The sequence below is a fragment of the Methylobacterium sp. PvR107 genome (genome assembly GCF_017833295.1).
Lineage (GTDB): Bacteria > Pseudomonadota > Alphaproteobacteria > Rhizobiales > Beijerinckiaceae > Methylobacterium.
The window spans coordinates 913,078-928,585 of record NZ_JAFIBW010000001.1 but is presented as its reverse complement, the minus strand read 5'-3'; the positions used below and the strand labels follow the sequence as shown (position 1 = coordinate 928,585).

The window sequence follows — 15,508 nt, the reverse complement described above, 5'->3', positions numbered from 1 at the left end:
GCACCGACGTGGCGTGCGCCGGATCGGAGGGACGAGGATGAACCAAGATCATTTCGAAGGCGGCCTTCGCCATCTACGGGGCCGGGCCAAGACGGCGGCGGGTGCCATTCGCGGTCGGGCCGGCGATCAGTTCGACGGCGCATACGACCAGGCGACCGGAGCGGCGCAATACGCCTACGGGGAAGCGCGCGACGCCGTGCGCGACCTGCGCCACGGCGGCGAGAACCTCGTCGAGGAGGGACGCACCCGATTCCGTCAGGTCAGCGAGCGGAGCCATGCTCTCGCCGACGAGGCCATCGAGCGCGGGCAGCATTACCGCGACCGCGCCGTACGCCACGGCCGGACCCTCGCGCGGCGCGCGGACCAGAACCGCGGCACGACCCTGGCCCTCGTGGCGGCCATGGCCTTCGGCCTCGGCTGGCTTTCGCGACCGACCCGCTGAGCGGCCCTCCGCGATGACGCCGCGGCGGGGCCGCCGGCCACTCGGCCGCCCCACTGGGCGAAACGCATAAAGACATCTTTATGTCTTGATTGCTTCGTATCCCGCGAAGTGGTAGGGGCTTGGCCCGAACCGCAACGCGAACACGGAGCCATCGACTCATGGCCAAGGATTACATCGTCAAGGACATCGGGCTGGCCGATTACGGCCGCAAGGAAATCTCGATCGCCGAGACGGAGATGCCGGGCCTGATGGCGGTCCGCGAGGAATACGGCGCCGCGCAGCCCCTGAAGGGCGCGAAGATCGCCGGCTCGCTCCACATGACGATCCAGACCGCTGTGCTGATCGAGACGCTGAAGGCGCTCGGCGCCGACATCCGCTGGGTCTCCTGCAATATCTACTCGACGCAGGATCACGCCGCCGCCGCCATCGCGGCCGCCGGCATCCCGGTCTTCGCCGTGAAGGGTGAGACCCTGGAGGAGTACTGGGACTACACCTCGCGCCTGTTCGACTGGCATGACGGCGGCATGCCGAACATGATCCTCGACGACGGCGGCGATGCCACCATGTTCGTCCATCTCGGCCTGCGCGCCGAAAACGGCGATACCGCCTTCCTCGACAAGCCGGAGAGCGAGGAGGAGGAGATCTTCTTCGCGCTGCTCAAGAAGAAGCTCGCCGAGAAGCCGAAGGGCTGGTTCGCCGGCCTCGCCGACAGCATCAAGGGCGTCTCCGAGGAGACCACCACGGGCGTCCACCGCCTCTACGTGCTGGCCAAGGAGGGCAAGTTGCTCTTCCCGGCGATCAACGTGAACGATTCGGTCACCAAGTCGAAGTTCGACAACCTCTACGGCTGCAAGGAGTCGCTGGTCGACGGCATCCGCCGCGGCACCGACGTGATGATGGCCGGTAAGGTCGCGATGGTCGCGGGCTTCGGCGACGTGGGCAAGGGCTCGGCCGCCTCCCTGCGCAACGCCGGCTGCCGCGTGCTCGTGTCGGAGATCGACCCGATCTGCGCGCTCCAGGCCGCGATGGAAGGCTACGAGGTCGTGACCATGGAGGATGCGGCGCCGCGCGCCGACATCTTCGTCACCGCCACGGGCAACAAGGACATCATCACCATCGACCACATGCGGGCGATGAAGGACCGGGCGATCGTCTGCAACATCGGCCACTTCGACAACGAGATTCAGGTCGCCGGCCTGAAGAACCTCAAGTGGTCGAATATCAAGCCGCAGGTGGACGAGATCACCTTCGCGGACGGGCACCGCATCATCCTCCTGTCGGAGGGTCGTCTGGTGAACCTCGGCAACGCCACGGGTCACCCGTCCTTCGTGATGTCGGCCTCGTTCACCAACCAGACGCTCGCCCAGATCGAGCTCTGGACCAACCTGGGCAAGTACCAGAAGCAGGTCTACACCCTGCCCAAGACCCTCGACGAGAAGGTCGCGGCCCTGCACCTGGAAAAGATCGGCGTGAAGCTCTCGAAGCTCCGCCCCGATCAGGCCGCCTATATCGGCGTGTCCGAGGCCGGCCCGTTCAAGCCCGAGCACTACCGCTACTGACGGCGCCGCGACCTGGGTTCGGCGCAGGCCCGCGCCGAACCATCGGTTGCGAGTATGAACATCGCCGGGCGGTCTCACCGCCGGATGGACAATTCTTCGAGGCCCGGCGCGCTGCGTCGGGCCTCTTCGCTTGTCAAGCTCTGTATGCGAAATCGAACTGTGTCTTCTGTGTGTCGTTAACGACTGATTATGCGCAACTTGCCCGCAGGCACGCTTCGTTCCCCTTCCGGGGTGATTCCGCCCCACGGTAGAGTACCGGCGAATCTTTGATCGATGAGGCCGCGGCGGTCCGGGAGGATTGCCGCGGGGACGGTGCGTTCTGCGCCGCGCGATGACGCGCGCCGCTCGGACCGCCATCGATGGGTGGGGGTAGGGCAAGCCATGGGTGTCGGTCGTGCGGCACACGTTCGGATCTGCGTGGGTGCGCTCGCCCTGACCACGGCGAGCGCGGCGCTTGCCGAGCTGCCCGAGGCGACCGCGGCCCATCCGGCGCGCGAGATCCACAGCGTGGCCGCTCTTGCGGTGTTTGGCGGGCTCGTCGTCTTCGCGGTAATCCTGTCGCTTCTCCATCTCTATGAGCGCGGACGCTGGACGCGGCGCGAGCGCGAGTTGGCCGCAGCCCTCGACGTCCTGAGGGGTGCTCATGACCGCGCCGAGATGCTGCTCAACGCCGAGCGCCAGATCATCGTCACCTGGGACCGGCGCAGCGAGCCGGTGGTCGAGGGCGATATCAGCCTCGCGATCCACGGCGAGCGGCCGACTTCGGGCTACGCGCGCCGGGTCCTGGCCTTCGGCACCTGGCTCGTCGCCGCCGACGCGGACGCGGTCGAGGCCGCCGTCGACACCCTGCGGGCCCGGGGCACGAGCTTCGCGCTGAGCCTTCGGACGCAGACCGGCCGCAACATCGAGGCGCATGGGCAGGCGGTGGCCGGCCGGGCTCTGCTGCGCCTGCGCGAGACCAGCCAGGAGCGCTGCGAGATCGCCGACCTGCGCGCGACCCTGGACGAGACCCGTCGCGGTCTGTCGGCCCTGTCAGGGCTTCTTGACGCGATCCCGCAGCCGGTCTGGCGGCGCAACCGCGAGGGCAGCCTGAGCTGGGTCAACGCCGCCTACGTGGCCGCCGTCGAGGCGGAGAGCCGCGAGGCGGCCCTCGATGCCGGCACCGAGTTGCTGGACCGCCCGGCACGGGAGACGATCGCCCGCGAGGAGGCCGCCCGCTCCGCCGGCCTGACGCGCAGCGTACCGCGCCTGTCGGCCATCGTTGCCGGAAGCCGCCGGGTGCTCGACGTCTTCGAAACCAGCCTCGACACCGGCCGGGTCGGCATCGCCATCGACGTCTCGGAACTGGAAAGCGTCCGGATCGACCTGCAGCGGCAGATGAACGCCAATGTCCGGACCCTCGACCAATTGCCGACCGCGGTGGCGATGTTCGACGTGTCGCAGCGGCTGATCTTCCACAACGCCGCCTATCGGCAGCTCTGGGACCTCGATCAGGCCTTCCTCGACAGCCGCCCCGCCGACGGCGAGATCCTCGATCACCTGCGGGCCGAGCGGAAGCTCGAGGAGCATGCGGATTTCCGCGGCTGGAAGCAGGGGGTGCTCGCCGCCTACCGGGCCGCGGAGGCGAACCAGACCTGGTGGTACCTGCCCGACGGCCGGACGCTGCGCGTGGTCGCCGATCCGAACCCGCAGGGCGGCCTGACCTACCTGTTCGACGACGTCTCCGATCACCTGAACGCCGAATCCCGCTACAACGCCCTGCGCCGCCTACAGGCCGAGACGCTCGACACCCTGGCCGAGCCCGTCGCGGTGTTCGGGGCCGACGGCCGGCTGACGCTCGCCAACCGCGCCTTCTGCACCGTGTGGCGGCTCGACCCGGCCATCGTGGAGGAGCGGCCGCATGTCGACGCCGTCATCCAGGCGTGCCGGTCGCTGGCGCCGGCCGAGGAACCCTGGCTCGATATCCGCGACACCGTCGTCGGGCTGGAATCGCGGACCGCGCGCTCCTGCCGCTTGGAGGTCGTGGACGGCACCGTCCTCGACTGCGCCGCGCAGCCGCTGCCCGAGGGCGCGACGCTCCTGACGCTGATCGACGTCACCGCCAGCGTCAACGTCGAGCGGGCGCTGACCGAGAAGAACGACGCGCTGGAGAAGGCCGCGCAGCTGCGCGACACCTTCGTGCACCACGTCTCCTACGAGCTGCGCTCGCCGCTCACCAACATCATCGGCTTCACCCAGCTCCTCGGCGACGAGACGGTCGGCGCGCTGAACGAGCGGCAGCGGGAATATTCCGACCACATCATGCGTTCCTCGGCGGCGCTGCTGGTCATCATCAACGACATTCTCGACCTGGCCTCGATCGACGCCGGCTCGTTGGAACTGCAGCGCGAGGAAGTCGACGTCCAGGCCACGGTCGAGGCCGCCGTCCGCGGCATCGAGGACCGGCTCGCGGAATCGCACATCACCCTGGCCCTCGACGTGCCGGAGGATATCGGCAGCGTCCATGCGGACGGGAAGCGGGTCCGCCAGATCCTGTTCAACCTGCTCTCGAACGCCGTGGGCTTCTCGGATGCCGGCCAGCGTGTCGAGGTCCATGCCCGGAAGGACGCGCAGGATCTTGTCCTGAGCGTGCGCGATTACGGCCGCGGCATGCCGGCCGAGATCGCCGACTCGGTCTTCAACCGGTTCGAGAGCCATACCCTCGGCACCCGCCATCGCGGCGTCGGACTCGGCCTCTCGATCGTGCGGTCCTTCGTCGAGCTGCATGGCGGCCGGGTCCACTTGGAGACGGCGCCCGGACATGGGACGCACGTGACCTGCACCTTCCCGATCGGCCTCTCGGAACGCCCCGTGCGCGAACCGCGCCCGGAGCCCCGACCACCGGTGCCGCCTGCGGCGACCACACCGCGCAAGCCCGGGATGGCGCTGCACTGAGCGGGCCGATCCCGATCGCCGGCGGAACGGGCGCGACGATACAGCCTGAAGTTCGCTAGCGGTCCGCGAGGTCCCCACCGTCAGGCTTGATTCTTGTGCCCGTCCCGCGCAGCAGGAAGACATGTCCGCACATGATCGCTCCGGCTGGGCCGTCTTCGGCATCGGCGACTTCCGCCTGTTCGGCGCGGCCCGCTTCCTCACGGGGCTGGCCTATCAGATGCAGGCGGTGGCGATCGGCTGGTTCGTCTACGACCTGACCCATTCCGCCCTGGCGCTCGGCCTCGTCGGCCTGGCGGGCTTCCTGCCGGCGGTGCTCTGCGCGCTGATCACCGGCCACGTGGCGGACGCCTACGACCGCCGCCTCGTCGGCGCTGCGGCCTTCGCGCTCCAGAGCGCGGCGAGCGTCGGCCTCCTCGCCTACGCCCTGGCCGGGTATCAGTCGGTCTGGCCGATCTACACCCTGGTCATCGTCGTCGGCACCGCCCGGGCTTTCGCGAACCCGGCTCTCCAGGCGCTGCTGCCGACTCTGGTCCCCGGCCCGCAATTCAGCTCGGCCATCGCGTGGAACGCCTCCCTCTGGCAGAGCGCATCCGTGCTGGGGCCGGCCCTGGGCGGTTTCCTCTATGCCCTGGGGCCCGCCGTGGTGTTCGGCGGGGCCGGGGCCAGCTTCGCCCTGGCGAGTCTCCTGACCCTGCTGATCCGCTTCCGGCCGGCCGCATCGAGCGAGCGGCCGCCGATCACCTGGGCGGCGCTGTCGGCCGGCATCGACTACATCCGCTCGCAGCCGGTGGTGCTCGGCGCGATCAGCCTCGATCTGTTCACCGTCCTGCTCGGCGGCGCTACCGCCCTGCTGCCGATCTATGCTGGCGAGGTGCTGCATGTCGGCCCCCTCGGGCTCGGCGCGCTGCGGAGCATGCCGGCCTTCGGGGCGGTGGCCATGGCCGTGCTGCTGGCGAACTACCCGCTGCGCCGCCATGCGGGCGTGCGCATGCTCCGGGCCGCGGCGGTGTTCGGCGCGGCGATCGTGGTGTTCGGCCTCTCGACCTCGCTGCCGCTGTCGATGGCCTGCCTGTTCGTCACCGGCGCAGCCGACATGATCTCGGTCTACGTGCGCCAGACCTTCGTGCAGGGCGAGACGCCGGACGCGATGCGCGGCCGGGTCTCGGCGGTGAACACGGTCTTCATCGGAGCCTCGAACGAACTCGGCGAGTTCGAGTCCGGCCTGCTCGCAGCCGCGGTCGGGGCGGTTCCGGCGGTGGTGGCCGGCGGCGCGGCGACCATCGGTGTCGCGCTGCTCTGGGGTCGGCTGTTCCCGGCTCTGCGGAACCGCGATCAGCTGATGGTGCAGCGGTGACAGAACCGGCCGCGCGGCCGGAAAGAGCGGACGCCGTCCCGGCGAGCGCAGCGCAGCAACCCAGGCGGCGCCGCAGGTTCCGACCTCGCGCCGCCTGAACTCACTTCGCTTCCGCGCGTGATGACGGTCTGAACCGTCAGCCGCTCAGCGGCCCGCGAGAAGCGGCGACCAGGTCGGGTCGGAGGCGTAGGCGGGCGTCGGCACCGGTTGCTCCACCTTGCCGGTGATGTCGACCATGAACAGCTTGCCGCCGCCCTGGCCACCGGGATCGCGGAAGAACAAAACGTACTGGCCGTTCGGCGCGAAGGTCGGACCCTCGTTGTGGAAGCCCTCGGTGAGGACGCGCTCGCCGGAGCCGTCGGGCTTCGACACGCAGATGGCGAAGCCGCCGTTGCGCTGGCGCGTATAGGCGATCAGGTCGCCGCGCGGCGACCAGGCCGGCTGCGACGCCGAGCCTGCGCCGAAGGTGATCCGGTGCGGGTTCGAGCCATCCGCGCCCATCACGTAGACCTGCTGCGAGCCGCCGCGATCGGACTCGAACGCGATCTGCGCGCCGTCCGGCGCGTAGGTCGGCGAGGTATCGATCGCCATGCCGCTGGTGATCGCGTGCTGGGCCTTCGAGACGATGTCCATCGTCACGATGTCGGCGTTGCCGCCCTGCTGCACGCTCATGACGATCTTGCGCCCGTCCGGCGAGAAGCGCGGGCTCGCGCTCATCGAATCGACGTTGCCCAGCGCTTGGCGCGAACCGGTTTCCAGGTTGATCACCTGCACCCGCGGCTGGTGGCCGGTGGCCTGAGCCATGAAGGCGATGTCCTGCGTGGCCGGCGAGTAGCGCGGCGCGACGATCGACATCTCGCCGCTGGTGATGGCCCGGACGTTGGCGCCGTCCTGATCCATGACCATCAGGCGCTTGCGGCGGTTCTCCTTCGGGCCGGTCTCATCGACGAAGGCGATGCGGCTGTCGAACCACGGTCCGAGACCGGTGATCTTGGTGTAGACCGCGTCGGAGATCAGGTGGCCGGCGCGCCGGGCATTGGCGGAATCGGTGCCGTATTGCTGGCCGGTCATCTGCTGGCCGGAGGTGACGTCCCAGAGCCGGAACTCGACCTTGACCCGGCCGCCGTCGCGGACGACGCGGCCGGTGACCAGCCCCTGGATGCCGGTGGCGCGCCACTTCTCGAAATTGGGCGCCGCGTCAAAATTCGGCTGCTCCGGGAAGCGGGCATGGTCGAGGGGCGTGAAGTAGCCGGAGCGGCGCAGGTCATTGGTGACCACGCCGGAGACGAGGCCCGCAAGGCTCGGGTCGCCGCCGAAATCCGCGATGGCGATCGGCATCGGCTGGAAGTTGCCGCCGCCGATGCGCAGCTGCAGCTGCGCCTGCGCAGGCCCTGCCAGGAAGCCCGTCAGCATCACGAGGAGCGCGATCAGGCGCGCGGCATAGGACGTCGGGCGGCGCCCGACGGAAGACGTGTTCAGCATGGTGGGTCGGATCCGAGTGACGATCAGACGAGGGCGCGGGGACGGCTCGACAGCGGCTGGAAGACCTCAGGTCGCCGTGAACTCGAACTCCGCGTTGATGGCCTTCCAGTCATTGTAGTACGGCGCATAGGTGGCCGGAATGTTGTACGGCGCGCAGCGGCGGACCGCCCGGAGCGCGGCCTGCGCGATCGACTGATCCACCGCGCTCGCCCCGCCGCGCATGATCCGCGGCTCGGTGCTGAGCGAGCCGTTCGGGTTCAGACGGATGTCGAGAACCGGCAGGACCACGCCCTGAGCCGCGCCGGGGGGCGCCGAGTAGCACCGCTCGATCTGCTGCTGCAGCAGGCCGACCAGGGCGTCGCGCAGCGACGGCGACAGGCGCTGGGCATTGCCGGTCGCGGCGCCCAGGGCCGCCACCTTTTGCACGGCCTGTCCGGTGGCGCCAGTCGATTGCGACGGCGCCTTCGAGGCGAGCATCGAGCGGATGTCGCCCGCGTTGAACTTGTTGGCGAGCTCGGCCTGCTTGCGCGCCTTGGCCTCGCCGTCGGCCTTCGCCTTCGCGTCCGCCATGGCCTTGGCCTTCGCCTTGGCGGCGGCCTCGGCCTTGGCGGCCGCTTCAGCCTTCGCGGCATCTGCCTTGGCCTTCGCGGCGGCCTCGGCCTTCTCCCGCTCGGCCTCGGCCTTCGCCTCGGCGAGTTCCTTCTGACGCTCGGCTTCGGCCTTGGCTTTGGCGTCGGCGGCCTTCTTGGCCGCTTCCTTCACAGCCTCAGCCTTGGCGGCGGCCTCGGCCTTCGCCTTCGCGGCGGCCTTCTGGGCGGCGGCCTCGGCTTCGGCCTCCTGCTTCTCGATCAGCTTCTCGAGCTGCTCGCGCTTCTCGGTCTCGGCCTTCGCGACAGCCTCGGCTTTGGCCTTCGCCTCCGCCTTGGCGGCCGCAGCCTTTTCGGCGGCCTTCTCGGCAGCCGCCTTCTCAGCCGCGGCCTTGGCGGCCTTCTCGGCCGCCTTCTCGGCGTCGCGCTTCTCCTGCGCGGCCTTGGCGGCCTGCGCCACCTCCTGCGGGTCCGGCTCGCTGCGCAGCGGCATCTCCTCCGCGTTGGCGAGCTTCATCTCGGCCGTGCGGGTCGGGGCGGTGGGCGCGTCGGTCTTGGAATTCTCGGGCTCGCGATCCTCGACCTTCTCGGCCTTGCGGTCGGCCCGCGAGGTCGCGTTCGGCATCGGCTTGTCGGCCTGCCGCTCGCCCTTGGTGATCTCGGAGAACTGGTTCTCGGTGATCACCTCGACGGGCACGCCCTCCTGCGCCTCGGGCAGGGCCGGGGCGGCGACGCTGAACAGGGCCAGCCCGAGCAGCGCGACATGGGTGCCGGCGGAGATCCAGACACCCGGTTCCTTGCGGTCGAAGCGGAACTCCACGATCCAGGCCCTACTGATGCTCAGGCTCGGTCACGAGGGCGACCTTCTTGAAGCCGCCGCCGGTCACGATCGCCATCACCTGCGCGACGCGGCCGTAATCGACACGCTTGTCGCCGCGCACGAACACGCGCTCCTCGGTCCCGGTCTTGGCGGTTTCGTTGAGCTTGGGGACGATCGACTCGTCGGTGAGTTCGTCCTCGCCGAGGAAGACCTGCCCGGTCTGCCGGATCGACAGGGTGATCGGCTTCACGTCGGAATTGAGCGGCGACGCCTTCGACTGCGGCAGGTCGAGGGGAACGCCCACGGTCATCATCGGCGCGGCGACCATGAAGATGATCAGGAGCACCAGCACGACGTCGATGAACGGCGTCATGTTGATCTCGTTGATCGGACCGCCGCGGCGGCTCCGCCGTCGGCGGCGCTTTCCGCCCTGAGACGCACCCGCTGCCATACCCATGGACCTGTCTCCTCCGGATCAGCTTCAGGCGGCGAGCGGCAGCCGCTCGTCGATCTGGCGGGAGAGGATGGCGGAGAACTCGTCGGCGAAACCCTCCAGGCGCGATTGCGCCTTCGTGACCTCGGCCTGGAGCTTGTTGTAGGCGAGCACCGCCGGGATCGCCGCGAACAGGCCGATCGCGGTGGCGAACAGCGCCTCGGCGATACCGGGGGCGACGACCGCCAGCGAGGTGTTCTTCGAAGCGGCGATCGACGTGAACGCGGTCATGATGCCCCAGACCGTGCCGAACAGGCCGATATACGGACCGGCCGAGCCGATCGACGCGAGGAACAGCAGGCGCGACTCCAGCCGCTCGACCTCGCGATGGATGGTGACGTCGAGCTGCTTCTCGATGCGCTGCGACAGGGATTGGATCTGCCGGCCCGAGCCTTCGAACGAGCGCTTCCACTCCCGCATCGCGGCGACGAACACCGCGGGAAGCCCCGTGACGGGCCGGTCGTTGAATGAGCGGAACAGCTCTTCCAGGGAGCGGCCGGACCAGAACGCGTCCTCGAACGCGTCCATCTCGGCCTTGGTGCGCCGGAACAGCAGGGTCTTGTCGACGATGATCGACCAGCACCAGATCGAGGCGCTGAGCAGCCCGACCATCACGATCTTCACGACGAAGTGGGCCTGCAGGAACAGGCCGAGCAGCGTCATGTCGGCGACAGGCGCGGCCTGCATCGCGTCGGCTGGGTTCATCCGTCGAGGTCTCCTGCTCCGGATCGCGATGCGCCGGGCGAGGCCCGCGTCCGCCGGATACGTGAGCGATATCAACGCTGTCGCCCGCGAATCTGTCGAAAGTAAGGGCCGCTGGGCCCGCGATGTCTCGCCGCCGCACCGCCTCCGTTAAGGGCGCGACAGGGTTAAGGATCGGTTTCGATCCCGGCGATCCTGAGGCGTCCCGCTGTTCGAACAGGGGCAGCAGGCTGGACCCGTCGAAACCGCGTCCGCTAAGGTCCCGGCCAGCGGCGCCGAGTCGCGAGCCCTGAAACACGCAGGACCGCATGACCCTCCCCGTTCCCAATCTGCCCGAATTGCTGCCCACCGGACCGGCACGGTTCCTGGGCTGGTCCATGATCGCGGACCCCTTGGTCGCGGGCGCGCTGGCGCGGGCCGGCTTCGACGCGGTGCTCCTGGATCAGCAGCACGGGAGCTACGACTACCGATCCTGCTGCGCCGCGATCACCGAGGTTGCCCTCGCCGGAAAATCGACCCTGGTGCGCGTGCCGGTGGGCGACTTCGCCATGGTCTCACGCATGCTCGACGCGGGTGCCGCCGGGATCGTCGCCCCGATGATCAACACGGTGGCTGACGCCCAGGCGCTTGCCGCCGCCGCGAAATTTCCGCCGGTCGGCCAGCGCAGCTGGGGGCCGGACCGCGCCATGTGGTTGTCGGGTCTCCGAGACAGCTCCGCGTACCTCGCGGAGGCCAATGAGCGCGCCCTGACGATCGCCATGTGCGAGACCGAGGGTGCGATCGCGGATCTCCAGGCGATCCTGGCCGTGCCGGGGATCGACGGCGTGCTGGTCGGTCCCGCCGATCTGTCGATCGCGCTCTCGAAGGGCACGGCCTTCGATCCGCTCGGCGCTGCGGTCAGCGCCGCCCTCGCGGAGATCGCGCGCACGACGCGGGCGGCGGGGAAGATTCCTTGCGCCTTCGCGCCGTCGCCCGCACGGGCGCGGGAGATGGTCGGAATGGGCTATCAGCTCGTATCGGTCGAGTACGATGCGATGACGATCATCAACGCCTTCGCCCGGGTGCTGCGCGAGGCCGATCCGTCACGGTCCGGCTGACAGCTGATCGGCCGAGGCGGACGCGAAGCGCTGGCGCAGGCCATCCGGCAGGCGGACCGCGCGGCCGTCGCGCACGCAGGCAACCGTCACCTCCGCGGCCACGAGACATTCGCCGCCGCGGCGAACCTCCTGCGCCAGTTGCATCGAGGCGCCGCGCAGGACGCGCGTGCGGGTGAGGATCGTCAGCAGATCGTCCATCCGGGCCGGACGGATGAAATCCAGGCTCATCCGACGCACCACGAAGACGAGGCCGCGCGCCTCGCGGTGAAGGTCCGACTGGTCGCCAGCGAGGTCGCGGAGCAATTCCGTACGTCCCCGCTCGAGAAACCGGAGATAGCTCGCATGATAGACGAAGCCCGAGAAATCGGTGTCCTCGTAGTAGACGCGCACGGACAGCCGATGCGGCGCCCCTCCCTCGTTGGCCGGATCGTCGTTCGCGGGCTCTGTTGCGGTCATGCGCTCCCTTAGCGGCGCGCCGGGCGCAGACGCAACACGACGAGAGCCGCCCGAAGGCGGCCCTCGCGTTCACATCCCCTGAGGCTCGCGCGGATCAGCCGCCGATGCGGGCAGCGAGGGTCGCCGAGTGGGCATGCTCGTCGGCGATGTAGGGCAGGGCTTCGTTCGCGAAGCGACGGCCCTGCGCGTTGTCACCCGCCTTCGCGTAGGAATCGTACAGCGCCAGGGTCCGGGCATCGGACCGAGCCTGCTGGTCAATATAGGTCCGGTCGAAAGCGCGGCCCCTCGGGGCGGACTGGAGCTGCGCGAGGCGCGCCTGGCCACGCTCGCCGAGAGCCACCCGGCGACCCGGCTCGGCCGGGCTGTTATCGACGATGCCAACCGCACCGAGGGCGCCGCCGACGATGCCGGTGCCGATGTTGGCCGCGATCGTCACCGGCGCGAGCACCAACCCGACCGGGTTGCTCAAGTCGGTGCGGATACCCTGGTTGTCCGAGACCACCGAGCCGTTGCGCGACAGGGAGGTGTTCGGCGGCAGCAGCGCGTCCGTGGTGGCCTTGCGCTCGACCAGGACGCGGTTGGCGTAGTTGCGGACCTGCGGGTTGCGCGACCGCTGCAGGGCGATGCGGCTCGCCTCGATGCTGGCGGCGTCCGAACGCAGCGCCTCGGCGCGGAAGGCCGGGGTCTCGGTCGCGGCGGCGCCGATACCGTCCTGGTTGGCGAACGGCGACACGCGGATCGGCAGCGCGTCCTGCGCGAAGGCCGGCGCGGTGAAAGCGGCCGAGAGGCCGAGAATGGCGAGCGTCATCTTCTTCATGGCGGAAGTTTATCCCTGACGTTGTTCTTGGAAATACGAAGACCAGCCGCGAACCGAGGGGCAGGGCCTCGATGCAGGCAGCCTCACTCGCGCCAATCGGACGTAGCGCGGTCGCCTTCACAACTGGCGCATTTTCGCACTGTTCCATGGAACATCGCAGATTCTCTCTGGCGACTCTTGCTGCAATCCCGTCACAAGCTTGGCAATATTATCGGGCACTTACGCCAGAAATCGCCGTCGCGGCAGTCGGTTACATTCGAAGCGTCGTACGTCGCCTGTACCGAAGCGCGGTGGAACCCGGCGGTCAGACCATGAAACACGCGAAACGCAGGAGCGATCTCAGTGCATGGATGAGCGTGTCTCGGGCCTCAGTTTCCCTCGTCGTCGAGGAGCCCAAGTTGCCCGCCCGCGTCGCGTCTCGGCACGGCGAGGCCCATATGGCGGTAGGCGTGCCTGGTGAGGACGCGCCCGCGCGGGGTGCGCTGCACGAAGCCGCGCTGGATCAGGTAGGGCTCGATGATGTCCTCGATCGCGTCGCGCGGCTCCGACAACGCCGCCCCGATCGTCTCGATGCCCACCGGCCCGCCCCCGAACGAGCGCGCGATCAGGCTCAGGTACTTGCGGTCCATCACGTCGAGACCCGCCTCGTCGACGTCCAGCAGCTTCAGCGCCCGGTCGGCGATCGCCCGCGTCACCGTCTCGGCCTCCGCCACGATGGCAAAGTCCCGCACCCGCCGCAGCAGGCGCCCCGCGATCCGCGGCGTGCCCCGCGCCCGCCGGGCGATCTCGTTGGCGCCCTCCGCCGACATGCCGAGGCCCAGCACCCGCGCGCCGCGGGCCACGATCTGCTCCAGCTCGTCGATCTCGTAGAATTCCAGCCGGATCGGGATCCCGAACCGGTCGCGCAGCGGCGTGGTCAGGAGCCCCGCGCGCGTCGTGGCGCCGACCAGCGTGAACTTGGGCAGCTCGATCTTGACCGAGCGCGCCGCCGGGCCCTCGCCGATGATCAGGTCGAGCTGGTAATCCTCCATGGCCGGGTAGAGGATCTCCTCCACCGCCGGGTTGAGCCGGTGGATCTCGTCGATGAACAGCACGTCGCGCTCGTCGAGGTTGGTCAGCTGCGCGGCGAGATCCCCGGCCTTGGCGATCACCGGCCCGGAGGTCGAGCGGAAGTTCACACCGAGTTCGCGCGCCACGATCTGGGCCAGCGTGGTCTTGCCCAGGCCCGGCGGGCCGACGAACAGCACGTGGTCGAGGGCCTGCCCGGTCTTCTTCGCCGCCTCGATGAAGATCTGCATGTTCGCCCGCGCCGCCCGCTGGCCGATGAACTCGGACAGGCTCAGCGGACGGATCGTCTGATCGACGTCCTCGGCACGCTTCTCCGGCGTCAGGAGGGCGTTGGTCGGGGGCTTCGGCTTGCTCATGAACCCTTGCGTGTTGGACCGAACCGCGCCGCACCCGTTCGCGGCGCTGTGCAGGGGCTTCCGGCCGCCGTCGTGTCCGGTTTTGTTCCTCCTTACCCGTGAACGCGCGGAAGTCTAAGCGTCGCACCGAGGAACGTGCCGCGGCGCACCATCTGTCGCGGCCGATGAAACCGTTTTGGGCGCCCGTGCATTCAAGGTTCGATCCCCAAGCACGGCCGCAGAGCGCACTTCCCGCCATGATGATCCGTATGTCCGCAGCCGGCGTCGCCGGCGCCGCTCTTCTCCTTGCCAGCGTGGCCGCCCAGGCGGCGACAGCCCCGGCCGAGACGAAGGTCGCCCAGGCCGGCGCCCAGGTTCATCCCGCCGCCGTGGTCGAGCGCGACGATGACGCGACCTGCAGCCGGGCGCGCCGCCGTCTCTGGATCGAAGGGGAGGGGTGGGTCGTCCGGCGGATCACCACCTGCCGCTGAGTCGGCTGGCCGCGATCCGCAGGGTCTGAAGCGCGCCTTACGCACTCTCCGCGGCTGGAACGCCGGAACGGCCGGTGATCCGGTTCGTTCCCCAGCATCCCGCGCGACCCGGTCGCGCCGACGCGCATCGGAGCCTGCGCCATGGCACCCCGCACGACCCTCGCACTGCTCGCCCTGCTCCTCGCCGCCCCGGCTTCGGCCCAGGGCTTCCGCAATGTCGATACCTATGGTCCGGCCTATGCCGGCGAGGACGGCTTTGCCGGCAACTTCGTGCGCGGGACCTATATCGGCGCGCCCCTGACGCGGGTGCCCCGCCCCACCCAGATCGTTCCCGCGCCCTGGAGCTACGGCACGTACGGGATCCCCACGGTCACGGGCATCGCGGCGCCTCCAGCCGCGCAGCCGACCCTGACGGTCATCAATGCTGGCGATTCGACCGCACCGCGCCGCGGGCGCGAGGCTGCTGGCGGTCGGCCCTCCGGCCCTCAGATCATCTCGGTTCAGGTTCCCCGGCGCTGAGCGCGGCGTACCATTCCGCATAAGGGGTAGTGTGGACCATGTGCCGGTTGAGATCCGGCGCACCGTCCCGCCACCAGACCGGGCCGCGCTCGCCCAGCGCGATCTTGACCGCATTGACCTCCGCTCGGGCGGCGATCAGCGCGTCCGCTGCACCGGCTTCGTTGTCGCGCTCGGCCTGCTTGGCGGCCTTCACGGCCCGCCGCGCCGCCATCAGCCGTACGATCAACGCCTGTCGCCGCTCCGGAGACAAACTGGGATCGGTCCGCCGCCAAAGTCGATCACGGACAACGATATAGCGCTGGTCGGGTGTGGTTATGGCCGCGCTCATCCAGAGATTCAGGCTGTTTGGGGT

15 protein-coding genes are annotated in these 15,508 nt (G+C 69.3%); 7 read left to right on the top strand and 8 right to left on the bottom strand.

Features of this window, described 5'->3' with window-relative positions; translation table 11 throughout:
* Window positions 1-37: 37 nt before the first annotated feature.
* From JOE48_RS04190 to JOE48_RS04175, 4 genes are all read left to right on the top strand, one after another.
* Complete coding sequence (locus JOE48_RS04190; protein ID WP_210028009.1) at window positions 38-442, top strand: CsbD family protein; 405 nt, start codon at window positions 38-40, stop codon at window positions 440-442.
* 158 nt (window positions 443-600) lie between these two features.
* The gene (gene ahcY / locus JOE48_RS04185; RefSeq protein WP_210028007.1) at window positions 601-2,001 is read left to right on the top strand and encodes an adenosylhomocysteinase; all 1,401 of its coding nucleotides are present in this window, start codon (window positions 601-603) and stop codon (window positions 1,999-2,001) included.
* Between the two features lie 381 nt (window positions 2,002-2,382).
* The gene (locus JOE48_RS04180) at window positions 2,383-4,935 is read left to right on the top strand and encodes a PAS domain-containing sensor histidine kinase (RefSeq protein ID WP_210028005.1); all 2,553 of its coding nucleotides are present in this window, start codon (window positions 2,383-2,385) and stop codon (window positions 4,933-4,935) included.
* A gap of 121 nt (window positions 4,936-5,056) precedes the next feature.
* Window positions 5,057-6,289 carry an MFS transporter gene (locus JOE48_RS04175; protein WP_210028004.1) on the top strand — a complete coding sequence of 411 codons (1,233 nt, stop codon included), beginning with the start codon at window positions 5,057-5,059 and terminating at the stop codon, window positions 6,287-6,289.
* Between the two features lie 144 nt (window positions 6,290-6,433).
* Here JOE48_RS04175 and tolB read toward each other — a convergent pair whose 3' ends face one another.
* The 4 genes from tolB to tolQ all read right to left on the bottom strand — a co-directional run bounded on the left by tolB (window position 6,434) and on the right by tolQ (window position 10,376).
* A complete protein-coding gene (gene tolB, locus JOE48_RS04170) occupies window positions 6,434-7,771 on the bottom strand; it encodes a Tol-Pal system beta propeller repeat protein TolB (protein WP_210028002.1) in 1,338 nt (445 codons plus the stop codon).
* Window positions 7,772-7,837: 66 nt separating this feature from the next.
* Complete coding sequence (gene tolA, locus JOE48_RS04165; RefSeq protein WP_210028000.1) at window positions 7,838-9,178, bottom strand: cell envelope integrity protein TolA; 1,341 nt, start codon at window positions 9,176-9,178, stop codon at window positions 7,838-7,840.
* Window positions 9,179-9,188: 10 nt separating this feature from the next.
* Window positions 9,189-9,635: an ExbD/TolR family protein gene (locus JOE48_RS04160; RefSeq protein WP_210027991.1), complete on the bottom strand. Its 447-nt coding sequence runs from the start codon at window positions 9,633-9,635 to the stop codon at window positions 9,189-9,191.
* Window positions 9,636-9,659: 24 nt separating this feature from the next.
* Window positions 9,660-10,376, bottom strand: coding sequence for a protein TolQ (gene tolQ, locus JOE48_RS04155; RefSeq protein WP_210027988.1), 717 nt, complete (start codon window positions 10,374-10,376; stop codon window positions 9,660-9,662).
* Between the two features lie 305 nt (window positions 10,377-10,681).
* Between tolQ and JOE48_RS04150 the strand changes: the two genes are divergently transcribed.
* The gene (locus JOE48_RS04150; RefSeq protein ID WP_210027985.1) at window positions 10,682-11,470 is read left to right on the top strand and encodes an HpcH/HpaI aldolase/citrate lyase family protein; all 789 of its coding nucleotides are present in this window, start codon (window positions 10,682-10,684) and stop codon (window positions 11,468-11,470) included.
* Here JOE48_RS04150 and ybgC read toward each other — a convergent pair.
* The 3 genes from ybgC to ruvB form a co-directional block, all read right to left on the bottom strand.
* The gene (ybgC, locus tag JOE48_RS04145; protein WP_210027984.1) at window positions 11,456-11,926 is read right to left on the bottom strand and encodes a tol-pal system-associated acyl-CoA thioesterase; all 471 of its coding nucleotides are present in this window, start codon (window positions 11,924-11,926) and stop codon (window positions 11,456-11,458) included. The two genes, JOE48_RS04150 and ybgC, sit on opposite strands and share 15 nt — an antisense overlap.
* Before the next feature lie 94 nt (window positions 11,927-12,020).
* Window positions 12,021-12,743 (bottom strand): DUF4142 domain-containing protein, encoded by a 723-nt coding sequence (locus JOE48_RS04140; protein ID WP_210027976.1) that lies wholly within the window; start codon window positions 12,741-12,743, stop codon window positions 12,021-12,023.
* Between the two features lie 368 nt (window positions 12,744-13,111).
* A complete protein-coding gene (gene ruvB / locus JOE48_RS04135) occupies window positions 13,112-14,167 on the bottom strand; it encodes a Holliday junction branch migration DNA helicase RuvB (protein ID WP_210027974.1) in 1,056 nt (351 codons plus the stop codon).
* A 236-nt stretch (window positions 14,168-14,403) separates the two neighbouring features.
* Between ruvB and JOE48_RS04130 the strand changes: the two genes are divergently transcribed.
* Window positions 14,404-14,637, top strand: a complete 234-nt coding sequence (locus JOE48_RS04130; RefSeq protein WP_210027971.1) for a hypothetical protein — start codon at window positions 14,404-14,406, stop codon at window positions 14,635-14,637.
* 141 nt (window positions 14,638-14,778) lie between these two features.
* Window positions 14,779-15,156, top strand: a complete 378-nt coding sequence (locus JOE48_RS04125) for a hypothetical protein (RefSeq protein ID WP_210027969.1) — start codon at window positions 14,779-14,781, stop codon at window positions 15,154-15,156.
* Here the strand turns inward: JOE48_RS04125 and JOE48_RS04120 are convergent.
* The gene (locus JOE48_RS04120) at window positions 15,128-15,484 is read right to left on the bottom strand and encodes a hypothetical protein (RefSeq protein ID WP_210027960.1); all 357 of its coding nucleotides are present in this window, start codon (window positions 15,482-15,484) and stop codon (window positions 15,128-15,130) included. The two genes, JOE48_RS04125 and JOE48_RS04120, sit on opposite strands and share 29 nt — an antisense overlap.
* Window positions 15,485-15,508: the final 24 nt, after the last annotated feature.